The sequence below is a fragment of the Pedobacter psychroterrae genome (genome assembly GCF_004331695.1).
Lineage (GTDB): Bacteria > Bacteroidota > Bacteroidia > Sphingobacteriales > Sphingobacteriaceae > Pedobacter > Pedobacter psychroterrae.
Map to the genome: position 1 here is coordinate 205,817 of NZ_SJSL01000004.1, position 26,223 is coordinate 232,039.

Annotated in this window: 13 protein-coding genes; 4 read left to right on the forward strand and 9 right to left on the reverse strand. The window is 45.8% G+C overall.

All coding sequences use genetic code 11. The features are described 5' to 3' along the window. Positions 1-48: 48 nt before the first annotated feature. From EZ437_RS15850 to EZ437_RS15865, 4 genes are read right to left on the reverse strand one after another with little or no spacing between them, the layout of a single operon-like run. Positions 49-5,517, reverse strand: a complete 5,469-nt coding sequence (locus EZ437_RS15850) for a carboxypeptidase-like regulatory domain-containing protein (protein ID WP_131597041.1) — start codon at positions 5,515-5,517, stop codon at positions 49-51. Between the two features lie 5 nt (positions 5,518-5,522). Continuing rightward, entirely contained in the window at positions 5,523-6,989 is a 1,467-nt protein-coding gene (locus EZ437_RS15855) for a carboxypeptidase-like regulatory domain-containing protein (protein WP_131597042.1), read from the reverse strand. Then, a complete protein-coding gene (locus tag EZ437_RS15860) occupies positions 6,989-8,074 on the reverse strand; it encodes a FecR family protein (protein ID WP_131597043.1) in 1,086 nt (361 codons plus the stop codon). The genes EZ437_RS15855 and EZ437_RS15860 overlap by 1 nt, the downstream gene beginning before the upstream one ends. 42 nt (positions 8,075-8,116) lie before the next feature. Further along, entirely contained in the window at positions 8,117-8,647 is a 531-nt protein-coding gene (locus EZ437_RS15865; protein ID WP_225869602.1) for an RNA polymerase sigma factor, read from the reverse strand. Between the two features lie 191 nt (positions 8,648-8,838). On the opposite strand from EZ437_RS15865, the gene EZ437_RS15870 reads away from it, so the two are divergent. Continuing rightward, on the forward strand, positions 8,839-11,190 hold the full coding sequence (locus EZ437_RS15870) for an ATP-binding protein (RefSeq protein ID WP_131597045.1): 2,352 nt from the start codon (positions 8,839-8,841) through the stop codon (positions 11,188-11,190). Here EZ437_RS15870 and EZ437_RS15875 read toward each other — a convergent pair. The 3 genes from EZ437_RS15875 to EZ437_RS15885 are packed head-to-tail and all read right to left on the reverse strand — an operon-like array spanning position 11,173 to position 13,385. Further along, positions 11,173-12,114: an alpha/beta hydrolase gene (locus tag EZ437_RS15875; RefSeq protein WP_131597046.1), complete on the reverse strand. Its 942-nt coding sequence runs from the start codon at positions 12,112-12,114 to the stop codon at positions 11,173-11,175. The two genes, EZ437_RS15870 and EZ437_RS15875, sit on opposite strands and share 18 nt — an antisense overlap. Continuing rightward, positions 12,111-12,650 carry an outer membrane beta-barrel protein gene (locus tag EZ437_RS15880; protein WP_131597047.1) on the reverse strand — a complete coding sequence of 180 codons (540 nt, stop codon included), beginning with the start codon at positions 12,648-12,650 and terminating at the stop codon, positions 12,111-12,113. The genes EZ437_RS15875 and EZ437_RS15880 overlap by 4 nt, the downstream gene beginning before the upstream one ends. 42 nt (positions 12,651-12,692) lie before the next feature. Further along, positions 12,693-13,385 (reverse strand): arylesterase, encoded by a 693-nt coding sequence (locus EZ437_RS15885; protein ID WP_131597048.1) that lies wholly within the window; start codon positions 13,383-13,385, stop codon positions 12,693-12,695. Between the two features lie 34 nt (positions 13,386-13,419). On the opposite strand from EZ437_RS15885, the gene EZ437_RS15890 reads away from it, so the two are divergent. From EZ437_RS15890 to EZ437_RS15900, 3 genes are all read left to right on the forward strand, one after another. Beyond that, the gene (locus EZ437_RS15890) at positions 13,420-14,175 is read left to right on the forward strand and encodes an ABC transporter ATP-binding protein (protein WP_225869603.1); all 756 of its coding nucleotides are present in this window, start codon (positions 13,420-13,422) and stop codon (positions 14,173-14,175) included. Next, positions 14,165-16,702, forward strand: coding sequence for an ABC transporter permease (locus EZ437_RS15895; protein WP_205942732.1), 2,538 nt, complete (start codon positions 14,165-14,167; stop codon positions 16,700-16,702). The genes EZ437_RS15890 and EZ437_RS15895 overlap by 11 nt, the downstream gene beginning before the upstream one ends. A 201-nt stretch (positions 16,703-16,903) precedes the next feature. Next, complete coding sequence (locus tag EZ437_RS15900; RefSeq protein WP_131597049.1) at positions 16,904-21,175, forward strand: hybrid sensor histidine kinase/response regulator; 4,272 nt, start codon at positions 16,904-16,906, stop codon at positions 21,173-21,175. Here the strand turns inward: EZ437_RS15900 and EZ437_RS15905 are convergent. Then, positions 21,165-22,361 carry an FG-GAP repeat domain-containing protein gene (locus EZ437_RS15905; protein WP_131597050.1) on the reverse strand — a complete coding sequence of 399 codons (1,197 nt, stop codon included), beginning with the start codon at positions 22,359-22,361 and terminating at the stop codon, positions 21,165-21,167. The genes EZ437_RS15900 and EZ437_RS15905 overlap by 11 nt on opposite strands. 194 nt (positions 22,362-22,555) lie before the next feature. Then, a complete protein-coding gene (locus EZ437_RS15910; protein WP_131597051.1) occupies positions 22,556-26,212 on the reverse strand; it encodes a PVC-type heme-binding CxxCH protein in 3,657 nt (1,218 codons plus the stop codon). Positions 26,213-26,223: the final 11 nt, after the last annotated feature.

The following is a 26,223-nucleotide window of genomic DNA, read 5'->3' on the forward strand; positions in this document are numbered from 1 at the left end:
TAGACACTTCAGCCATGCTGAATGGGGACAACCATTTTAATTAACTTTTCAATTTGTCGTCTTACCCGGCTGATTGCCTACTGTCAGTTTAACTTTCTTACTCGCTATATTCCCATCTGTACTACTACCCTCCAGCGACACCGTATATTTACCCGGGGTATCTGCCGAATAAAAACGAATAATAGCCTTCCCATTCGCATCAGTAATTACATTGGGTACCCACAGAATAGTCGACCGAAAGTCAGGTTCCGCAACATCAGCTTGATTGACGGAGTATTTCGGACTATAGAACTCCTGTGGTTTCATCAAAGGTAATGGCCTGTAGGTCACCACGTCAGGTTTATTGATCCTGTGCCAGCCAACCCGCTGCGAAGTAGTTATGCCAATTACTGCTAATTGCCGGGTCTTATTTGTCAGCACATTTACCCGTGCATCCAGATATCCGATACCTTTAAATCCAGGTTTGTAAAACGCATGTAATCCCCCACCCTGTGGTCCCATCGGGCCCTGTGCTCTAGTTTTTACAAACGCGTCTATATTCATATCCTGACCGTCATCATCGATGATCCCGGTACGTAAAGCAACTTCAGATTGAAAGATCTGGTCGCTGGTATAAGTTATTATTCTTGGTGGCTCGGCATAAGAATGCATATACTTGGTGCTGTACATGACCTCCATGCCAACAAATCCCGCTATCTTGAACTGGCTAAGTTCTTCAATCAGCTCCTCCACTGTTGGGTTTGAATTTAACCGAACTGGCAGCGGTCCCTGATCTATCTCTATGTTGACCATATAATTATTATACCTTAAAGTCGGCAACCCATCTTCCATTACCACCCGAAACCCTGGCAACTTTTGCTTAATCAACTGATACAGATCCATCACGGCCGATTCTTTAATGTCCTTCTCGTCAAATATCAGGTCCGCATTTCCCGGTCCATTTCGGTTGAAAGTTCCTTTGATGATCTTTTTGGATACAATCTTTACTTCCTTCAACGAAATACCGGATGGTCTAAAAAACTCCTCTTTTGTTTTTTTAGCAATCTGCTGCACATAGTTCAACTGCTCCTGATCGCTGTTTACATACCAAGGCATCAGCTGGTCCCTGAAAGTCGGAAGAATAGGTGCCGGCTGAAACCGGTCTACCGACACTTCACCAAAATACCTTGTTTTTCCTTTTGAAGTTTTTGCCTGAATGAAAAACGATCCTGAATCTATCTGAGGCAGGTTCATAAAAGTGAAAGTTCCTGCATTATCCGTATTAGTAGTCGTTATAAAACTTGGTTTTTGTGAGGAAATCAACACCTGTGCACCAACTACTGGCTTCTTGCTGATATTAACTACCTGTCCCGTAATTTTAAATTCTTTCTCCGCCAAAAACTTTGGCACAGCAGCTGGTGCAAAAACATCCTTCCAGTCATAGCCCGTCCAGCCTTGTGTAAGCATCAAATTGTCCAGCGCTGCCGGCCTTTCCGGACTTTCACCGTTTAAGTAGTAGCCCGGATTTTCTACCTTACCCTTCAGATCTGAACTAAGAAGTAAACTAGCCCCAATTCCATAGTTACCCAGGCTGTCAGGTTTTACCTGGGTATCATCCGTCACCCCTACCGAAAAACTTCCTTGTACAGGGATTCCCATCTTGTCCTTTATCTCCACTTCCAAAGCGATGCTATCTCGTTGCAGGTAAGCTGGCTTATTTGCAATTAGCTTAACATCCAACTGATCTTTATGGTCTATAAAAACAATCCTTTCGTTCAACGGCCGCTTCCCCTTCAGCAAAGTAAACCTTACTATCCCCGTAGGAAAGGTCTTTTTGGACACCTTCAACGTCGACTTGTCAAAATCTACAGCTGTAGCATAATATGCTTTGCCCCTGGCCGTACCTACCAGGTAATAGACACTGTCCATCTGAACTGCATTATTACTGGAGGCAATATCCACAATTATCGAATCCGACTGCTGGTCGGTTCTCAGACGAAGGACCATCCCTTCCTTGTTTACCATCGGAAGCTTGTATTCATTGGTCAATTCCTCAGGCAAGGTGATTTTCGCTGTATAAGTTTCATCCGGCCGTGGGGTAAATTCAAAGGAACCCATGCCATTGTGCAGGCTTGCAAACGTTGCCGCCTCAGCTCCACCGCTGTCGTAAATCTTCCCGGCTATATTAATGCCCAATCCATCTTCCCCTATGGCTTTAAGGCCAACCAAAGACCGCAGACCACCTACCAAATGCCCGCCTTCGGGCAGAAATTGCAAGTCTATGAATTGGTTTCTCTTGATCCTTAAGGGAACATGCAGCAGCTGATTGCCGTCCGTTTTATTGACATTTCTGATCTCTACATTAAGGTTCCTCCCATCAGCCTTCTCCTTCAGCTTACTGCTAAATTTAAGCGTCCCATCCTGTAAGGTACTCAGTGACTGCTTACTGATATACCGGTCGGCCTCATAAATCCTCACCTCCACATCTTTCAGGCCCACAGGGGCATTGTCCGATCTTTTAAGCTGTATATTCACCTCAAGTTCATCCTGGTTATTGACCCGGTTGATCCTGGAATCTGACTGCACCAGCCAGGTATTAATAGAAGGTTTACCTAAATAAAGCCGCCGGGTAAAAACAAGGTCGCGCCCAAAATTCTGCATCCAGTTGGTATAAGCCCTTAAGGTATATCCCCCTTCCTGGAAGATGGTAGCAGTCAAAGGGATCTGGGCCCAGCTCAAGCCTTTTGTTACCGGAACACTGATCCTCCGTACCACTTCAGCACTGTCATTAACCAGCTCTACATACAACAGTCCGCTTCTTGAAGAACCCGTAAAATTTCCCGCGTTCAGCAAGTAAGACTTAAACCACAGCGTATCTCCGAGATTGTAATAAGGCTTATCTGTATGCAGGTAAACTTTTTCTACAGGCAGGCGTTTATGTAAACTATCAAGCGAAGCCACAATGCTGTTGTTGTAATCAACAGGAGCTTTATATTCATGACCCGACGCTTCCACTTTGTAACGGTAAACCGCCCTGCCCATCTCGCCAGCCGCATTAATTCCTTCTATAATGACTTTGTAACTTCCAGGGCCATCTGCATTGAAATAGTTGAAAGCTGCCTTACCCGATGCATACACCCGGAGGTTAGGGTTCCAGTAAACGGTACTGCGCAAATCCGCAAAATGATTGGTATTGCCGCGGTCATACTTCGGACTGTAAAAGCTTTTGACCTTATTAAAGCCCCTTGGTGACAAGTTGACGACGTTAAGCTCAGCTTTCCTGATGAATCTGTCTGGTCTGGTATAAAACATAATTACTGGGCCATCAAACATGTTTGCCATTGCGCCCGTTATTACAACATCTATCTTGGCAATGTCTGACTGATCCAGAGTCGAATTATTGAAGATATCGACGGCTTCTTCAGGATTCATCCTCCGACCATCTACTACTATTCTCATCGGTACATAATCCATTCTCTGAGCTGCATAGGGATAATTCATTACCTCCGGACCTTGTGGATCTGGTCTGTAACTATTAAACTTTACACCCCTTCCAGATAATTTTTGCCTGATAAAACTCTCCATAGAAGCAAAATTCTTCTCCTTACTCATGTCTATAGTCAGATCTGCATGCCCTTCAGGAACCCTTAACCCACCCTGACCGCTATACCGTTGATATACTTTCTTTGCCTGGATATTGACCTCTTTCAACCTCCGCACGCGATCAAACTGACCGGTTTTGGAGTAAATACTATCCAGCTTTTTACTATTTTCAATATATACCTGTAGCTGCTCTTCAATCTTCTCGTTTATAGATGTTTTCTTCCTTGGTTTGGCAGGCAGGGGCTTAGGTACACTGTCTAATATCAGCTCTACTTTGCTGCTGTTTTTCTGATTCCTGGCCTGAAATGTAATTCGGATGCTGTCAGTGAGCACCAGCTCTTCATCAAACCTAAACCTACCTTCCATATCAGCCTTGCTGTTCTTGATCAGGTCTGCTTTTAGCGACATCATCATCACAGAAGCACCCGGCTGAGGCTTTCCATTCAATCCAAGTACTTTGCCCGAAAAGATGGTGCCAATTCCTTCTGCTGCGAATTGCGGTTTCGGAACGCTGTCAGCACTAATTGCTTTCCAGTCAAATCTCCGGTAGCCTTGCGTAAGCATCAGGTTATCCAACGCGGCATCAACCTCCTCTGTTTCCTTGTGGAAATAATAATTCGGGGTTTCAATGAACCCTTTCAGATCAGAATCGAGCAGTATGTCGGAAAAGATGGTGTGCCCCAATCCTTCGTCAAACGGCACTTTGCTTTCATCAATTACAGAAACTGAAAAACTACCTCCAGTGGGCATTCCTTCCGCATTTTTAGCGATAACGTTCAGGCTAATGGGCTCCCTGCTCTTGTAACTTTGTTTCTCAGTGCTAACTTCCAAGCTCATCTGATCCTGATTACGGATAAAAGCAACACGTTCGTTCAATGGTTCGTTATTGCTGTGGAATAAGCTAAACTGGGCGATACCTGAAGGAAATAATGCTTTATGCAGCCAAATAGAAGTAATCGATCTGCTGATCTTTACTGGTGATGTAAATACAACTTCCCCGCCCGACTGAACCATTAGGTTTACGCTTTGCGACCCTTGCTGGACCATGCTGGCTGATGCATTGATCCTCACCAAAACGCTGTCTTTCATAGTCTGATAAACTCCAAGGACATATCCGCTTTCCAGCACCTTTGGCAACTCAATAACCCTCATCGAACTATCCGGAAATACTACTTTTGCACGATAACTCCTGCCCGTTTGGGGCTTTAAAACCACATTGCCCATTCCTGCGTATAAAGACTGAAAATCGATGATCTCTTTATCCAAATCATCCAGGATCATTCCCTTAACCGCTATCCCGTTACCATCCGCGCCAACGGCCTTAAACCCTACCCTTGATGTAATGCCATCTACCAAACTACCACTCTCCGGGAAAAACTGTACATCTGCCTGCTGGACACCAACTTCTTCCTTTATACTTTTTCTACTACTTTTATTTTTTATATTCTTAAATGCCGGATCTCCTGCCACAGCGTCCGAACTTCCGATCGAGCCAACTATAATTGTTCTGTCAAAGAAGTAATCTTCACCCGCATTACGCATCCATTGGGTATATGCACGAAGCCGGTAACTGCCTATTGGCAGTTCCTCGTCAAGTGTAAAGTCTCCATAGGTGGTACCTGTGATCAACGGGAGCTTCAGGGAGCTAACCATTGAATCCTGGGGATTAAGTAACTCTACATACAAAGCCCCGCTCATTGCAGATAGCTGATGCCTGCTGCCAACGGTCACATAGGCCTTAAACCACAGTGTGTCTCCAAGCGCATAATATGGCTTGTCAGTATGCAGATAAACTTTTTCCTGGGGATTATTATCTGTCCATCGCTGCAATGAGGCCACCAGCTTTTCTATTCCCCCATCTTCACGGGGTATAAAAGCAAGAGAGATCAGCATCATCAACGATGAAACAATAATAAGAGAGCGCTTATTTTTCATAAAATCTATTTTTCTAAGGTGTAATCCATCGGCACCATATCCGCAACTTTTTCAAAGCCCCATACCCCTTCATACAGCAATGATCCAGGGTCATAAAGCCCACCATTTTCATAAAAACCAATCGGGCCTCTCAATTGATAAACGAGCGACACCTGAAAGGGTGATAAATCTCTGGGCCTTTTGATCTGATAACCAGAGTGGAGATACGGCCCGATTTCCTTCTCGCCTTTAAAGGTGATGTAGAGCGCCTGTTTTAAATCAAGCAATTTCAGCGGACCGGAGCTGGATTTTACCAGGTCATCAGCGTTTACATCACGCCTTACCAGTACCTCAAGTGTGTCAGACACCTTGTTCATCAATGCTTTATACATCAGCGAATCTTTTTTTGTCCAGGTATTTCCTTTTATGCGGATACCGCCCCTCAGTTTATTACTCCTGTCCAGCATCGCCTCAGAATACTTCATACTATTAGGCGCCTTGATCAGATCGTTAATAATGAAACCTTCTTCATTCGTCTTGTTATGATACAATGCCCTGAAAAAATGCTGAGGCGAGCCCACATATGCTACTTCACGTTTTTTTTGGTATTTCCTCCTTTGTCTGCCCGAGGCTTCCAGTTCCTCAAAATACGGATAGCCATAAAACACCACCACATTTGTCTGATCATCCCGCTCATAATACTTAAGCAGATACTTTATCCGGTATCCCAAAGCCTTGTTTTCAATCACGAGCAGTTCGTCTGCACTAACCTTCAAAAGCTGATTCTGATAATCATACTCAAGAAACAACACCTCCGGATTTAGTATCTCACAGTCATTGGCATTTGGCGAAGTACCAATAAATGTCCTTTTAAATATTTTAAGGAATTTGCTGCGGTTGGGATCAGCATAAATGGCTACTTCTTTCAGCAACCTGGCATTTTCCGATAAAATAAACTCAACCTCTTCAGACCTGTTGGTAATCAGCACATTATTACTGGCCGGCTGATATCCCATCATTTCTACCAGTACATTGTAATTACCCGGTTTTAACCGCTCAATCTTAAACCTACCGTCATCCCCTGCCACCGCACCCCTTTTGTAGTTACTCAGCAAAATCCCCGCTCCAGGCATTATTCTTCCTTCTTTATCCTTAACAATCCCTGAGATCGTAAAAGATTCCTGGGCCAAAGGGGTCATGTCTTTCCTCGAGATCATCACTAGTTTATCCTGTATAGAATATCCTAGCTGTGAATGCAAAAGCAGAGAATCAAGTACACTTTCCACACTTACATTCTTTACATCTATGCTTACCGGCTTCAGATCTTTTATCAATGCTTCATTGTACAAAAAATCATACCTGCTCTGCTTTCTTACTTCTTTAAAGACCGTCTCCAGTCTTTCGTTCTTCAGCTGTAAAGTGATCTTTTGCCCATATGACAATACACCCATGTGCAGAATGGCCACTAAAAATATTAAAGCTATAACCCTCATTATTCCAATACTGTAACACGCTTTCCTTCAATTTTAAATTTAATCTCTCCGGTTACTTCCAGGGCTTTCAATACAGTCGACAGATTCTTCGACTTAGATATCGTACCACTCAACCGCAAATCAGGCCTATCTTTACTATCTGAAATCTCTACATTGTACCATCTAGCTATCTGGCGGAGGATAGTGTTAAACGCTTCATCTTTAAAGATAAAATCTCCGTTCTTCCAGGCCACTGCCTCGTCAACATCCGCTTTGCTGATGCTTAGTGCATCATCAGTGAGCAATGACTGTTGCCCGGGCAGCAATACTTTTTGCGACTTACTATCAGACACCCTTACAGATCCTTCCAGTAAAGTAGTTTTGATTGCGTCCTCATTTCCATAAGAGTTAACATTGAAATGAGTACCCAATACTTCTACTTCCTGTCGATCTGTACGTACTACAAAAGGGCGGCTTTTGTCTTTTGCTACTTCAAAATAAGCTTCACCATTCAGCTCCACCTTTCTTTTGTTTAGTTTAGCAAAATTTGCAGGATAAGTAATCGTAGAGGCGGCGTTGAGCCATATTTTTGAACCATCCGGCAAAATAACCTCGTATTGCTGCCCGTTCACAGTTGACAGCGTATTGAATTCTTGATTAGTTGATTTTGAATCTTTAATGGTGTACACCAGTTTCCCATCTGAAGTTTTGGAAATGGACACCCCTTCCTGTTCTGCTATGAGCCCGTTGGCTGCTGCCGACAGATCTATCTTCTTCCCATTGGCCAGGGTAAGGGTCGCACCCAGCTTACCTGGCGCAATGTCATTTGAATAAACAACCTGTACCCCGGTTGGCTTACTCACAGGTACCTCATTAAAGTAAAACAAGCCGGCTACAATCAGGCCCACTGCAGCTGCGGCCGCACCAGAATACCATAAACGCGAGCTTTTCACAGGCTGAATAGCATGGCCTTCCATCAGGGATTGATAAATCCTTGCGCTTTCCTCCTCCAATTCGGATTCAGTTAACGCAGGGACGTCATTCCTGCGAAAATAATGCAACCTGTATTTGGCCGCCTGTTCCTCATCATTTCTTTTTCTTTCCATTGCATTGAGTTATTAATAAACCCTGATATCACTAAAGGCAACTCAGCAAAGCAGAATGGGTACAAGCAATAGAAATATTTTTAAATTTAATTTTAAATGCTTCATTGCACGCTTCAACTGGGTATTGACAGTTGATTCAGCCACTCCAAGTTCTGCTGCTATTTCTTTAGCGGTCAGGTATTTTTTACTTTTTAGTTCATATACGATACGCATTCCGGGAGGCATCGCCGAGATTTCCTTTTCAATCATGGCGGTGATGTCCTTCTCCCTGATCAGATAATCTGTGCCTGTACTTTCTATATCCAGGTATTGATTTCCCTCGTCGGCATATTTACGAAGCACTTCTTTATGCTTATATAAATTGTAAATCTTGTTGAGTACTGATCTGTAGAGATATCCTGACAGCGTAGTTTTTAAATCCAGCTGCTTCCGGTTACTCAGCAGCCAGGCAAACACATCATGCACCATATCCCTTGATTCTTCCTTATTGCCCAACTTGTGGTAGGCATATAAATACAAGGGCTTATCATAACGAAGGTAAATTTCTTTAAATGCAGCATCATCACCAGCCATAAATAGCCTGGTTAGCTCCTGTTCGTTATGGCCGCTATAATCCACCATATCCTATATAGCTTCTAATGATTCAAAGGGATGCATGCTCATTCTGTGTTCAACTAATATTTGGTGTCGGCAAATTAGCATTAATCCTTGTAAAAAATAAAAATATATGTAGTTTTGGTTCATTCGTTTTCTTTTTCAATCAAATGCTAAAAAAAGTCCTGTATGTTGTTGCAGTCCTGAGCTTACTAGGTCTTGTACGGAGTTATGCACAAAAGTCTAAAAGCTTTCCACTTGCCCAAAACGGGATAATCGACTTTCAGCAGCAGTCGCTGGTAGAAGAAATACCACTCGATGGAAAATGGCACTTCTTCTGGAACCAGCTGATAGCCCCGGATGAAAAAACAAAAAACGGCATATTAATAGATTTTCCTTCCAGCTGGACTAGTCAGGTCAACGGCATCAAATATCCTTCTTTCGGCTATGCTACCTACAAAATACGCATCTATTTGCCTAAAACGGATGAAGACCTCAGTTTACTAATGCCAGAAGTATACTGCGCTTACAAATTATTCATCAATGGCAAGCTGGAGGCTTCTAATGGCACCATCACAACCAGTGCCAAGGGATTTGTGCCCTATTGGGAGCATAAAACTGTCGACATAAAAAAAGGCATTGACACCCTTAGCATTACCCTGCAGGTTGCCAATTTCGCCCATGTCAAAGGCGGGATAAAAAAACACATTACCATAGGCAACAAAAGCACCGTCATGCTAAAGAGAAAACAGATAGAAGCCATCGATCTGCTGCTCACAGGATGTCTGCTGATGAGCGGTTTCTATTTCCTGGGCCTCTATTTAATGGGCAATCGGGACAAAGCCGTGCTGTTATTTGCCCTGTTTTCCATCATCTACAGTTATAGGATTGCCGGTACGGACAATTATATGCTCCACACCATCATTCCCAATATTAACTGGCAGATCACCATTAGGTTAGAATACCTGAGCCTCTTTCTTGGTATAGGATCTTTCAGCCTCTATACACGTTATCTGTATCCGATAGATGTCAACAGAACTGTTGTGAAAGTGATCTTCTGGTTATGCATTGCCTTCTCGCTCTCCGTTTTCATATTACCGACCTATTACTTTACCCAGTTGATCAACCCATTTTTAGTGGTAATGGTGATTTGCCTCGTTTATGTACCTTACGTGTATGTTAAGGCTTTTAGACAGCGGAGGCCGGGTGCCATTTATACCCTTTCCAGTTCCTTTTCTATACTCATAGTCTTTGCCCTCAGCTTATTGTACTACTGGTCACTCATACCACCCATGCAGGTCCTCAATCTCTTCTTATACCTGAGCTTCTTCTTTTTACAGTCACTCGTACTCTCACACAGGGTTTCTTATGCCCTGAAACAGGCCAAGGCAGCTGCCGAACAGGGCCTGAAAGCAAAAAGTGAGTTTCTGAGTATCATGAGCCATGAAATAAGGACACCGCTAAATGCCGTAATAGGTATGAGCCACCTCCTCCTGAGAAGTGACCCCAGAAACGACCAGGTGGAGCAATTGGATGTGATGCTCTTCTCGGCCAATAACCTGCTGACCATTGTCAATGACATATTGGACTACAATAAAATTGAAGCCGGAAAGATAACTTTTGAAAACATTGAGATGAACATCTTATCAATTACCTCTTATATCACAAAAGGGCTTAAAAGTTCGGCAGAGGATAAGGGAATCAAGCTCATGCTCAATGTAGACCAGTCTCTTCAGAACAACGTTTGGGGCGACCCTACCCGTACTACGCAGGTTATTACCAATCTGGTACACAACGCCATAAAATTCACAGAAAAAGGTCAGGTACTGGTAAATGTGGAAGTAATAAACCAGACAGAAACCGAAATAACCATCAGGATAGCAGTTAAAGATTCTGGTATAGGCATTCCCCCAGACAAACAGGCCATCATATTTGATCAGTTTACGCAGGCCAACTCTTCTACCTCCAGAAGTTTTGGGGGCACCGGCCTCGGTCTCGCGATCTCTAAAAAGATCCTGGAACTGCAAAACTCAAACCTCAATCTGATCAGTGAAGAAGGCAAAGGCTCCACCTTTTATTTCACGCAAACCCTTAAAAAAGGTGAAATCCTGTCGAAAAAAGAAAGCACCAGACTGGAAGTTTCTGAGCACGACAAGCCCCTGACCGGCATTAATATTTTGCTGGTGGAGGACAATCCCATCAATGCACTCGTAGCACAAAAGTACCTCGAACGCTGGGGTGCCAGCATAGATTTTGCCGTAAACGGACTGGAAGCTATAGCTAAATTAGACCCACAAAAGCACAAACTCATCTTGATGGACCTCCATATGCCTCAAATGGATGGTTATCAGGCAGCAAGAAAGATCCGCGCAGATGGCATCACCACTCCTATTATTGCCCTCACTGCCAACTTACCTGAAGAAATAAGGACCGAAATAGCTGAAGCAGGTATCAATGACTATGTAGTAAAACCATTCCTTCCTGATGAACTCTACCGGAAGGTGTTACTTTACGCGCACTAAGGCAGCGGCCATATTTGTAAAAGTCGTTCTCTGATTTTCCAGATCCTTAGCCGAACCAGCTATATCCCTGCCCGACAGCCTCGTATACACATGTAAGGAAGAAGCTACCATGTTCACATCAATACGGCCTCCCGCGCTGGTCCTTACTCCTTTATAGATCATCACAGCACTTACCGGATCTGCTACGTTGTCCTTTTCCGACTTAAACACAGTCAGACTGCAACCGGCAGGCAATTTTACTCCATCTTCCAGTTCTTTTCTCACCACGTTTATGACACTACGAAGCTCTTTGAGCGTTTCATAGGGACGATAATGATAATAATATTTCTCCTCAGCCTTGGTATTGTCGACCGTAGTATATCCTAATATAGGGCCCAGAGCGCCTACCAGCGACAATGATTTATCACCTGGTACAACAATCGGGTCTACCAAAAATACATGCTTTGGCTTGATATGTCCTTCAAAATAACCGTCCGCCAGCATCTCCAGGATCAATGTACATCCGGTAGAAGAACCGGCAAAACTAATATTGGTATATCCCTGACGTTCCAGCGCTTCATATTCATTTACGATTGGCTGTCTCCAGTCCTTCCATGAGGCCGCCTTAAATGTCTGATAATCTCTGCCATGTCCGCCCAGCAATACCTGTGAAATAGAAAAATCTGTTCTCGCCCCCGCCCAGGTCCTGAATTCATCCCACTCAAAAGTACTCGCTCCATAGCCATGTATAGCAATGACCACAGGCTTCTGCGCTTCCAGTGCAGTAGGATTTGGCCGTGCCACGGAAACCAGATATTTCTCAGGCTGATAAACCGACTGGTCAAAAAACGTCCCGCTGTCCAGATCGGTATCCACAATGGCCGGTTCTTTACTGCATGAGGTATAAACAATTGCAATTGCGCATATCAATATCAGCTTTCTCATCGTGAATGGGTTTTAAATATATTCCAGGTCACACTTGCCTGGTAAAAAACAGGATATAAGGTACCTGCACCCTCATCACCACTTCCTGTAATGCCGTTGTAGCCAAGAGATAAACTAACCTTCAACGGACAATTAAACTCGTAAGCCAGACCCGCATCTGCGGAAGCTATGGCAGAGGTATTAGAAAGGTTATCGAATAGCTCAGATTCATAATCGGCAATAAAGTAACCTACATTCGCCCTTACAAAAGGCCTTAGTTTCCGCTCAGGCCTAAACAAATAAGCGGCAGATACAATAAAATTATCCTGCTTAATGGCATTTGATGATAAGGCCGATCCAAGTCTGCTTGTATAGTAACTGCCCCCGATAGCCCAGCGTTTGCTCAATTGGTATTGAGCAGTAATACCGTTCTCATAATACAAGTCCTGTGTTTTCTGAAACCGGAGGCCGATATCCAGCGACTTTGTCTGGCTTTTGCTTGTGATAGTTGCCAGCAGCAACAAACAAACTATTAGCGTAGAAGAGATTTTTTTCATTCGACAAGCAATATAGCGCAATAAATTGCAACTATACTACACTCAAAGCAAATCTTTTAATTTCAACCATACATTATCTGCTAATATATGTTGCCCTTCTGCTGTCGGATGAATACCGTCTCCCTGGTTTAGTTTCGGTATTCCCGCTACCCCATCCAGCAAAAACGGCACAAACACCATCTCATTCTTAACAGCCAGATCTTTAAACATATTCCTGAAATCTGTAGCGTATTTATCCCCCATATTCGGCGGTACTTCCATTCCTGTCAGTACCAGTTTCACCTGCGGGTATTTCTCTTTCACCTTATCTATGATTGCTTGCAGATTGCCTGTGGTTTCCTTCACCGCTATTCCGCGCAGGCCGTCATTGGCGCCCAGTTCCAATACAAAGATCGCCACAGGCTGCTTCAGCAACCAGTCTATCCTGCTTTTGCCTGCTGCGGAGGTCTCACCGCTCAGTCCCCCGTTGATCGTTTTATAAGGAAGCTTCAATGAATCTATGCGCTGTTGCAGCAATGCCGGATAGGCCTCATTCTGCTCCAGCCCATAACCTGCTGTCAAACTAGTTCCAAAAAACAGGATATTCCTGTCTTTCAATGCGGTTTCTGTGGATACAGGCGCCGCTTCAGAAGGTTTGACAGCAACAGATCCTTCTGCCTGCTTATTATTATTTCCGCAGGATGCCAGCATCATACACCCTATGACAACTATCGATAAAACTTTGCTCCGTAACATATCTATGTAATATAAATCTAAAATAAACCTTTGGATGTTAAACATTAAACCAAGGCCTGCTATATTTAACAACGTAAAAATAACCTATTCTTCGCTAATGCATCCAGAAAATATCTTAAACATTGAAAACGTACATAAAATATACAAAAGTGCAGGCAAAGAACTCACTGTTCTCAACAACATCAACTTCTCCGTAGCAAGCGGCGCTACCCTGGCCATTACCGGGCCTTCGGGAAGTGGCAAGACCACGCTGCTAGGGCTGTGTGCAGGCCTCGACCGGGCTACCTCAGGTACGGTAAAGCTCAATGACATCCGTCTGGATGAGCTCACAGAAGATCAGCGTGCCGCAGTAAGAAATAATTACGTTGGCTTTATCTTCCAGAACTTCCAGTTGATGCCCACCCTTACCGCGCTCGAAAATGTGATGGTACCGATGGAGTTGAGAGGCACTAAAAACATACGTGCCCACGCCATGGACCTGCTGGACAAGGTTGGCCTGGCCGAAAGGTCACATCATTATCCTGTGCAACTTTCGGGAGGCGAGCAGCAGCGCGTATCCCTGGCACGTGCATTTTCCAATAAACCGGCTATTCTATTTGCAGATGAGCCCACCGGAAACCTCGATGCGGAGACCAGTGAGAAAATAGAGAAACTGATGTTCGAACTCAATACGGATGCGGGTACTACGCTTGTGATCGTAACGCACGACCTGGAACTGGCACAGCGAACCAGCAGAATCATTAAAATAAAAGGGGGAATGATCATTTCAGACGAAGCAAATGGCAGATAATTCCGTACTCAGCAGATCGGTCAACATAGGCTGGCTGTTCAAAATGGCATGGCGTGATGCACGCCGCAACCGTTCGCGCCTATTCCTCTTCATTGCTTCCATCATCCTGGGTATTGCAGCGCTGGTGGCTGTTTACTCATTCAGGGACAACCTGGAGCAAGACATCGAAAACCAAGCCAAAGAACTGACTGGTGCCGACCTCATCGTCCAGTCCCGCAAGCCCCTTAGCAAAGAAGCCCGGGCCACACTAGATACACTCGGCAATGAGCAATCAGCCGAAAGAAGCTTTGCTTCTATGATCTATTTCATCAAAAATGAAGGCAGCAGACTGGTACAGGTACGTGCCCTCGAAGGAAATTATCCTTACTACGGAAGCATCGAAACCAGCCCCAGCAGCGCTGCAAAATCTTTCAGGTCTCAGAGAGAAGCACTGGTAGACCGTACAGTAATGTTGCAGTTTGGCGCCCGCCCGGGCGATTCGATCAAGGTCGGCGCCCTCAACTTCAAGATCGCTGGTATACTCGAAAAAGCACCCGGACAATCCGGCATTTCGGCTACTGTCGCCCCCGTGGTCTATATCCCCTTAAAATACCTGGAACAGACCGGCCTCACCAAAATCGGCAGCCGCATACAATACAGCTACTTCTTCAGGTACAACAATCCTGCAGGCATAGACAAGCAGCTAAAGAAACTCGAGAAATTCCTCGACAAAGAAGGTCTCGATACAGAGACTGTAGCCTCCAAAAAAGAAAGCACCGGAAGGTCATTCCGGGATGTAAGCAGATTTCTTGCCCTATCCGGTTTCATTGCCTTATTGCTCGGCTGTATTGGCGTAGGCAGTGCCATTCATGTATACATCGGTGAAAAATTAAGCTCCATTGCTACCCTTCGCTGCCTCGGCCTCAAAGCCCGGGAGGCCTTCCTGATCTACCTCATCCAGATCGTATGTATTGGTTTCATAGGCGCTGTTCTTGGTGCTGCCCTCGGCACGGTCATCCAGTTTATACTGCCCGTCGTACTCAAAGATTTTATACCTGTAGAGCTCCACATACAAATTTCATGGGTATCCATCTCACAGGGTGTATTATTAGGCCTCATCATTTCTGTACTTTTTGCCCTGCCTTCGCTCCTTTCTGTCCGTAGCATCTCACCCTTAAATGCCATCAGGCAATCTTTTGAGAAAGCTACCAGCAGAAGGGATCCCTTAAAATGGCTGGTATATTTCCTTATACTAATTTTCGTCCTTTGCTTCACACGCCTCCAAATGCAGAACTGGATGGAAGCCGCAGTCTTTACCGCCAGCATTCTCATTGCTTTCTTGTTGCTGTTCGCGCTCTCCAGGCTGCTCATGTGGCTGGTCAGAAAGCTAATGCCGGATTCCTTTAGCTATTTATGGCGACAGGGCTTTGCCAACCTCTTCCGGCCAAACAACCAGACCATTATGCTCACCGTGTCCATTGGTCTGTCTACTACTTTCATCTGTACTTTGTTCTTTGTACAGGGAATCCTGATGAAACGCGTCACCATCTCCTCCTCAGAAAACCAGGCCAATATGATCCTGTTCGATATCCAGAACGACCAGAAAGATGCAGTTGCCGACCTTACCAGAGCATACAAACTTCCGGTAATGAATCAGGTGCCCGTCATCACCGTAAGGATAGAAAAGATCAATGGAAAAGCTGCTTCGCAGGATACGAGCGGACGATCAGAACGCGCTTTCAGAGGTGAACTGAGGATCACTTTCCAGGATACCCTTACCGCGGCAGAGAAAGTAACCCAGGGGGTATGGACGGGCAAAGCTAACCCAAATGGAAAAATACCCGTCTCCTTAGAAGAAGGCTACGCAAGGCGGATAGACGTAAAGATTGGCGATAGCATCGTATTTAATGTACAGGGCTTACTTATTCCAACCATTGTTGGAAGTTTCAGAGAAGTAAACTGGGCCAGTATGCAGACCAATTTCAGGGTAGTATTTCCTACAGGAGTACTCGAAGACGCGCCCCAGTTCCATGTACTCATGACCAGGGTGCCGTCCAACAGCACCTCTGCCAGTTACCAGGCCGCAGTGGTCAGAAAGTTTCCCAATGTTTCTATGATAGACCTGGGCCTCATTCTCAAAGTACTTGATGAACTCCTTTCCAAAATAGGCTTTGTCATCCAGTTCATGGCCGCATTCAGCATGGCCACCGGTTGGATCGTACTCATCTCGGCTGTACTCACCAGCAGAGGACAGCGCCTTAAAGAAAGTGTGCTGCTCCGTACACTCGGTGCCAGCAGAAAGCAGATCATGGCCATTACCGCCATAGAATATCTGTTTCTGGGTGCATTATCTGCCGGTGCAGGGATCATCCTGGCACTTACAGGAAGTTGGCTACTCGCCATATATAGTTTCGACAGCAGTTTTACGCCGCCATTCCTGCCCGTTATCCTGCTTTTCGTCTCCATATGCTTCCTGGTAGTACTTACCGGAGTATTGAGCAGCAGAAAAGTACTCAATACCCCTCCGCTCGCTGTATTGAATAGTTGAGCGATACCCCTCATCCCGGAATTGATCTGTGCAACCAAATGAAGGAAATTATTAATTTTTCACCATCCTGAGCTGTATTTAAATATATAACATATTTGTAACAAGCTTTTTGCTTATATTGCAACAACCAAATTTACTGTCATATATGAAGAAGCTAATCTCCTTTCCAATTCCAATAGCCCCTACCCCAAAAACACATTAGTGGACAGGGTAGTTATGGGCAATTTCATAAAAGTATTGAAAGGGACGCTGTTGGTCCTGCTGCAAATCGCGGCATTGGCGGGGTACGCTCAAAACCGGCAACTTCATTTCAAACACCTCAGCACAAACAGCGGGCTATCCGAAAACAATGTCAGCAGTATCATACAGGACAGCAGGGGCTTTATATGGATAGGTACGCGCGATGGCCTCAACCGGTACGACGGAACCAGCTTTAAAGTATTCAGAAACAGTTCGAAAGATCCTCACAGCCTCAGCACCAATTACGTGGTCGATATCGCCGAGGATGCCAATGGAATATTATGGATCGCTACCAAGGAAGGCGGCCTGAATAAATACGACAGAAAAACAAATAAATTTTACACCTTTCTGCACGACAGCACCGACAGACAGAGCATCAGCAGCAATTATATCATGAACATTGCTCCTGATAAAGACGGCAAAATCTGGCTGGCTACCACAAATGGGCTAGATCTTTTTGATCCTGGCAAAAAAACCGCGGTACACTTTACGCATGATCCTGACAAACCAAACAGCCTGAGCAACAATACGGTCAATACCGTATACCGCGATAGCAGGAACAACATCTGGGCGGGTACCAATGCTGGTCTGAACCTGCTGGACAGGAAAACCAATACTTTTAAAAGATTTGTAGCAGACGGCCGCACCGGCGCCATTTCTGGCAATCAGATAGTTGCCCTTTTCGAAGACAGCAAGCATAGGTTCTGGGTCGGTACTATTGGCGCAGGGCTCAACCTTTTTGAAGGTAATGCCAAAGGTACTTTTCAGCAGTTCAGAAATAATCCGGCAGACCCTGGATCCCTGGCGCACGACAATGTAAAACACATTGATGAAGGCCCCGAAGGCAGGCTTTGGATCGGCACAGAAAACGGCGGCCTATGTATCCTTGACTTCAGCAACTGGCGGTTCAGTACCAATCTACACGATGAAATTGACGTCACCAGCATTAGCAATAACTCCATAGATGCCATCATCAAAGACAGGGACGGAAATATGTGGATAGGCATTTACAGCGGCGGTGTCAGCCTCTACAAAAATACCAGAAACTTCAGACATTACACGCACAGCAGCTCTCCCGCCAGCCTGACCAATAATTTTGTACTGAGCTTTTACGAGGATAACGAAAACACCCTTTGGGTAGGTACCGATGGTGGTGGCCTCAACAGGTTTGACAAGAAGACCGGTGCGTTTAAATCTTTCACGCGCGGCAATTCAGGCATTTCCGGCAATTACATCCTGGCCTTAAAGGATGATGCTAAAGGTAATATCTGGATCGGTACATGGGGCAACGGCATTAGCATATTAAATCCACGGACTGGTAAATTTACTTCCTTAACGCACGATCCTGGCAATCCAAGCAGCCTGAGCAGCAATAATATATACGACATTGCCCGCACTACCGACCAAAAGATGTGGATTGGCACCTTTGGCAACGGACTAGCCTCTTACAATCATCAAACCAATGGTTTTGTAAGGTACCAGAACGATCCAACCAATACAAACAGCATGAGCAGTAACCTCATCAGTTCGCTGCTGCCAGATAAAAATGGCAATCTATGGATAGGTACTTTTGATGCAGGGTTAAACTATCTCAATACCAAAACCAACACCTTCACACGTTATAAAAAAGGAAAGACAAAGAAAGATCTGAGTGACAATGCCATTACCAGTTTACTTGAAGACAGCAAAGGCATCGTCTGGATCACTACGCTCCAGGGACTGAACCGCTTTGATCCTAAAACCGGCAATTTCAGTCTGTATACCACTGAGCAGGGATTGGCCCATAATTCTACCCAGGCCGTCCTTGAAGATGACTTCGGATTGTTGTGGATCAGCACCAACTCCGGAATCTCAAGTTTCAACCCCACTACGGGGAGTTTTAAAAACTTCACCGCAGAAAATGGACTGCAACGTGGAGAGTTTAAAGCCAAATCTGCAAGAAGAAGCGTCACAGGTACTTTATTCTTCGGGGGCAGCAACGGGTTTAACGAGTTCAATCCAGGCCGTATGATCAATAAGAAATATGACACCCGGGTAATACTTACCAGGTTTCAGATTTTTAATAAGGACATCAATGTAGCCAAAGATAAAAATGACCCTTCACCATTAAAAACAGATATTGCGGAAGCAACATCAATACGCCTGTCTCATGAACAGTCATTTATCTCCTTTGAATTTTCCGCCCTCGATGTCATCTCTGCCGGAAGGAAAAGCTATGCCTACATGCTGGAAGGTTTTGATTCAGACTGGAATTATGTAGGCAGTAAAAACACGGCGGTGTATACCAACCTGGCGCCAGGCCCTTATACATTCAAAGTAAAGAGCCGCAATACGGCAGGCGATTGGTCGCCTCGTATGGTCAGCCTTAATATTACTATAGTCCCTCCTTTCTGGCTCACCTGGTGGTTCAAAATAGCGGCTGCGATAGCATTGATTACAATTATCTATGTCCTTTACCGCTATCGGATTAATAACATTCTCCGCCAGAAAGAACGGCTGGAAAAAATGGTAAACGAACGGACACTCACCATCCAGAACCAGGCAGATGAACTGCAGACACAGTCTGAAAACCTCCAATCGCTCAATGAGGAACTACAAGCGCAGTCTGAAGAACTGCAAGTACAGTCTGAAGAGCTGCTGGAACAAAAGGAACACGAGCAGGCCATACGCGAAGAAGCAGAGCGGGCCAACCAGGCCAAGAGCATTTTCCTGGCAACCATGAGCCACGAGATCAGGACACCTATGAACGGCGTGATTGGTATGGCTTCCCTCCTCGGCGAAACTGAACTTACCGACGAGCAGCGGGAATATACAGAAACCATCGTTTCCTGTGGCGACAGCCTCGTAAGTGTGATCAATGATATCCTCGACTTCTCAAAGATAGAGTCGGGAAAGATGGACATTGAGGAAGAACACTTTGAGCTGCGCCTCATCATCGAAGATGTAATGGATGTCTTTGCACAGGAAGCTGTGAAAAAGAACATCGATCTCATTTATCAGATAGACCAGCACCTTCCTGAGCAAATCGTCGGCGACAGCCTCCGCCTTAAACAGGTACTCATCAACCTGATCAGCAATGCCATTAAGTTTACCGCCAAAGGCGAAGTCTTTGTCAACGTCTACCAAAAAAGCATCCTGGACAATGGGACTATATCAATCGGCTTTACCGTACGCGATACGGGCATAGGCATCACCGACGACAAGATCAGTAACCTGTTCAAAGCCTTTTCACAGGTCGATTCTTCTACCACCCGCAAATACGGAGGTACCGGTCTTGGCCTGGCCATCAGTGAGCGGTTAGTACAACTTATGGGCGGCGGTATCACGGCCGAAAGTGTCCCTGCAAAGGGGTCATCCTTCTCTTTCAGTATCCTTGCCGGTATAAGCACCCTGCATTCGCAGGACAGCGGCGAACGCTATAACATGCAGGACCTGGAGGGAAAACGTGTCCTGATCGTAGACGACAACCGCACCAATCTTGTTATTTTAAAAGCCCAGCTTGAGCAATGGAAGCTGCTGCCTGTCGTTGCCTCTTTGGCCACTCAGGCGTTGGAAATATTAACTATGGATGCCTCCTTTGACCTCATCATCACCGATATGGAAATGCCCGGCATGGATGGTGTAGGCCTGGCCAGGGTCAATAAGAACAGTGCCAAACCGCTTCCGATAATCATGCTCAGTTCCATAGGCGACGAGACCAAGAAGAAATATCCCGGTCTTTTCTCTGCTATACTTACCAAGCCTGTCAAGAAAAGATTGCTTTGCAAAAGCATACAGGAATCGCTCAGAGAGGAGTCAGACAAACTGGGTGTTCACAAGCACCAGAATGTACTGGATGAGCAATTTGCCATAGACTTTCCTTTGCGTATCCTTGTGGCAGAAGACAATCCGGTCAATCAGCGCTTGATTTTGCAGATCTTAAAGAAACTGGGCTATACTGCCTCAATGACCAAAAATGGCTATGAGGTACTCGAACACCTGAAAAAAGCAGTGTACGACCTGATCCTGATGGACATACAAATGCCCGAAATGGACGGACTGGAAGCCACTAGAAAGATCAGGCAGCAAAACATATCCCAGCCCTACATCACTGCCATGACCGGTAATGCGATGTCCGAAGACCGCAACATCTGCCTCAGAGAAGGAATGAACGACTATCTGGCCAAGCCAATGAAACTGGAAAGCATCAAGACCATGCTGAAGAATGCGTATTTAACTAACACTACTTCTTAACCCTTTCAAAATAAAACACGCCCTTCTTATTCACTACCACAATATCAACCAGCTTATCCTTATTCATATCCACTGCATTGGTCTGCAATCCATTACCCGAATCTGAATCAATCAAATGTGGTGTCCACGACGGCACCTTACCTGGCTTATATTCAAACCAATACAACACTGCTGGTTCGCGCTCACCCGGATCATGTCCCTGATGTGCCCAAAACCTTTTACCAGTTACCAAATCCGCATTCCCATCCTTGTTCATATCCACCAATCCAAGCCCGTGTGTTTGCGAAAACGTAGTCATAATATCATGCTTTTTCCAGGTAATGCCGCCATCAGCATCCACCACCTGCTCATGCCACCAAATCCCGTACGCATGTGCCGAAGAGCTGATCACATCCATGTCTCCATCCTGATCCAGGTCCATCACATACATCTGTGATGCATCTTCACCCAGATTTGCCGGATGCCAGGCCCAGTTCTTCTGCTTGGGGTCAGCAGGCGATTCCCACCATCCCGACCGGATCACCACATCCTTGCGACCATCCTTGTTCACGTCTCCAAAACCAAGTCCGTGTGTAAACTGGTGCGTACCCCTGTCCTTCACATCACTGATCACGTGCGCTGTCCATTCAGTAGCACCTTTAGCCTTAGGCGATTCCAGCCATACCATTCTGTTACCTTTTGAATCAGCACAGATCAGATCTTCCCTTCCGTCTCCATCCACATCTACAAAAAGCGGCGATTCATTTCCTACAGAAGTGTACAGTGGATGTGCCTTCCAGTGCCCTACGGCATTCCCCGGATTCTGGTACCATACCGCTGCCTCCCCCGGAAAATCTACCCTGATATAGTCTATCCAGCCATCCTGGTCCACATCCATCGCATGGTTCAAAAACGAATCACTATAGCCCGTATTCCAGTCAAACTTGCCCGGCTTGTATACCTCGTGCTTAGTCCATACTGCCGCTTCGCCCTTCTTTGCTGCCGGTGCCTCATACCAAAACGCACCCGCGATGACATCCATCCTGCCATCCTTGTTCACATCTCCAATCGCTCCCCCCTCAGAGTAAAACTCCGTACTGATCACATGCTTTTTAAATTTAAGTTCCTTATTTTTCTGCGCAGCTGCCGCCCCGCCATATAGCCCCGTACCCGCCATTAAGGCCGCTACCAATAGTTTACCATTCATTTTCATATTCGTCTTATTCGGTTTTCTTTGTATTAAATTATTCAATTTACATTTATTCTTAAATATTCCATGATCAATCTTCCCTGCTACCTGCTTATCCCAGAAAAATCACCTTCTCAGAGAAGACATAGGAATCATTGCGCTTCTTCAGCGCATTTATTCCATTCTTCGAAGAGAACGGTTATTTTTCTCTGTTATTTTTCCCTCGTTGCCAGTAAAAACTTCATCAGCGCATCAAAATCCTTCTTCGCGATCGTGTTCCTGAACTGGTCAGGCATTAGCGTATATTTAGACACCACCCGTTCTTTAATATCCCCTTTCACTACAGAAAACTCCTCACCTCCCGGATTTGCAAACACCAATACCGCGCCTTCCTCTCTCCTAAACAAACCTGACAGCACTTTCCCATTCTTCAGCGTAATCGTATACGTCCTGAATGACTGCGAAATATTCCGGTTAGGATCCAGCACCTTCTCCGTCAGCGCCTGTCGCCCCCAATTTCCTATGCCATCCAATTGCGGGCCAATCATACCTCCCACACCTTTTATCTGGTGACACATGCTGCAGTGCTGCGCAAACATCGCCTTGCCTTCCTCCACACTCACAGCAGACGGGTCATACGAAGCCATCCGAGCAGCGATCAGCACCTTACGCGCCTCGCTTTCAGACGCCTGCCCTACCGAAAGCCTTTCAAATTCCACACGTTGCACCGCATTCATATTACTCGCCAAACGCTCCTTTACCGCTATCTCAGTCAATAGATCATACTTAACATCACCCTGTTTCACCGCATCAAGCAACTTTCCTGCTCCGTCCGATGAATTCACCAGTATCGTGGCAATGGCCAACTGAAGCGCACGTCCGCTACCTGCCAGTCCCTTCTGCAATACCAAAAACCGCGATGGCGATGAACTCTGTCCCAATACCTGCGCCATTTTCTCCTTGATCAGCTGACTTTCATCCAGGTCCAAAAACACGCCCTCTACCAAGCCACTGTTCCCCGCAGGATCAATAGACAATAAAGCCCCTGCAGCAGCCGTCCGGGTTTTATAATCCGCACGCTTGTTCAGCAATAAAGTCTTCATTACAGCCCCCTGCGATGCCACCTTGTACAAACCCACAATCTCTGCCGCCCGCGTATACTTTTCTGCAGCTTCAGCCAGTCCAATATCAGGTATGCTCAGCACTGCAGGCTTAAAGCCCCCAACGCCAATAGAACCTGTCTTCGTACTGTCCACCACCTCAACATACCCCATTTGCCCAGCATATTTAGACAGATCAAATGGCACTTCTTTCATTAAATCTGCATTAGTCATTGGTGTCGTAAACGACGACCTGTACATGCCAATTACTTTCCTCGACTTTGCCAGCACAATCCGCACACTGTTCTTAGACACTCCCGTCTTCGCTTCCGTATTGTGCACATCATTGTCAAACACGCTGATCTTCAGCGATGCAGGCAATTTAAATACCGGCGAAACCAACACTCCCGTAGGCGCATACCAGTTAAACTCGCTCCACATCAGCTTTACCCTCGGCAGTTCACCCACTATCGCCCTGTCTATCATGGCCCAGGGATTCTCCGGATCACCCGTCTCCAGCAAAGGCCTGTTGCTCCAATCGGCCGATGTACCTATCAGTGGGTGCGCAACCCCTTCCAATGCTTTCACAGCCAGACTAATCCCCCATTCTTTCATCTTCGGCACCACCACACCACCACTCTGCTGCAAACCCTGCTGCATCGTATTAAACAACAAATATTGCGTGTTCACATCATCCGCAAACTTCTTCTCAATATACTTAATTGGCCTTTCCATCTCCCCAGCAGGCAAAAATCTGCCTATATATTCCAAACTGCCCAATAGTTCCGCCTTCGGCAAATCATGGGTTTCCAAATACTTCATCGCAAATAATGCCCCTTCTGAAGACGCCACATCCCGCACCACATTCATCAGCACGCTAAGCTGCGCATCCGACCAATTACCCGCTACTACAGCCTGCATTACCGCTTTATTTCTCATGTTATTCCTTAAGGCCAATAACACTGTATACCGCAAGTGACCATCTTTTTCCTCAGTCTGCTCATATAAAGCCAGCAAAGGCGCAATACTTCCCCCCTCCACATGCTTGCCTAGCACCTCTCCAGCCGCCCTTCGCACATGCACATCCCTATAAGTAAGCGCCGTTATTGTCCGCGCTCTCTGCGCAGCAGAAATCTCCTTCATCTCGGCCAATATCCTAAAAGTATGCACCCTTACCAGGGGCTCCCAATGGTCCAAACCATTATTAATCAGCACATCCGTCAGGCCGTTCAATCGATACAAAGCCCACAAGCCCTGCACATAACTTTTAGCCTCGGCCAGCAGTTCTTTCGAAGTTACATCAGACGGGTGTACACTTACATACAACTCCTCCATCCACTTTTTCAAGGGCTTTACCGCTTCATTACCAAACCTTTGCACCAACTCATTCGCTATCATCATGCGCATATTCAACTGCGAATAATCCAGGTTCTTGATCAGCTCATCCAAAGAAACCTTACTCCAATCCCGCACCTTCCTGTCCACATGGTCCTTACTCGCAATCATCTTGCCCTTTGCATCCCGCTTGCCCACATACGCAATCCTCCAGATCCTGCCGCTCTGCCTGTCGCGCAGCGGATGATCCAGTGACACCTCATAATGCCCAATGATCCTGTTGTAAAAATCTGCTATATACAGCGCCCCATCAGGCCCTTCCTTCACGGCCACCGGCCTAAACCAGGGATCAGCACTGATCAAAAAGTCCTCTTTCCTTACCGCCTCCGGTGATGAACCATTAAACTTCATCGTATTCCTGTTGATGCGGCACGTCACCACATCCCCGTTATAAAAACTATGCCTGTACTCCTCCGGAAACTGTTCACCCAGGTAATAATCCAGTCCGGATAAGGCCGTAGAACCCAACTCGTAACTCATCATCTCAGGTGCATAGCCCATCGCCGGTGCCTTTTTACCAAAATGCGGATACTCCCCGCCTCTTATCAACTGATAAATCGGTTTAGAGTGGCAATCTACAGAATACAAATACCCATATTCATCAAACGTATACCCAAACGGATTCACCCTTCCAAAGGAAGTCTGCTCTATCCTGCTGCCATCCTCCCTAAACCTAAACGTATTACCAGACACCATTGTCAGCGAATCCCCATCCATCCCCGCTATGGTAGAGGTATTAGTAAAACCATGACAGGCGTAGATCCAGCCATCAAAGCCACGTGCAAAATTATTGACCATCCCATGCGTGTCCTGGTGCCCAAACTCACCAAAAAGCACTTTTTTCTCATCAGAAACTCCATCTCCGTCCTTATCCGTAAATTTATATACATTTGGAATGCTAAACGCAATCGCCCCCTGCCGCACAGGAATAATGCCTATCGGAATATTCAGGTCGCTCGCAAAAGGCGTGAACTTATCCGCCTTGCCGTCGCCATCCGTATCCTCCAGCACGGTGATCTTATCGTGTCCTTTTAAAGAAGGCGCAGCCATGGGATACTCGGACGACTGTGTCACCCACAGCCTCCCCCGCTCATCAAATTCCATATTGATCGGCTTGCCTATATCCGGCTCGGAGGCGTACAAAGTGATCTCAAAACCCTCCGGCAGTTTAAACCCTGCCTGCTCCTGTGCCGGCGACTGAAACTCCGTAGTCCGGATATGATCGACAAATTTCTCCGGCCCAGGATAGGGTACGGCAGGTAAATTACTGAGCCCCGACTTGTTCTGGTTTTTCTTTGAAACATTACATCCCAATCCTGCCAGCAATAACCCGCATAGCAAAACCGTTTTAGTATTATACCTACCTAATTTCATACCTTACTTTG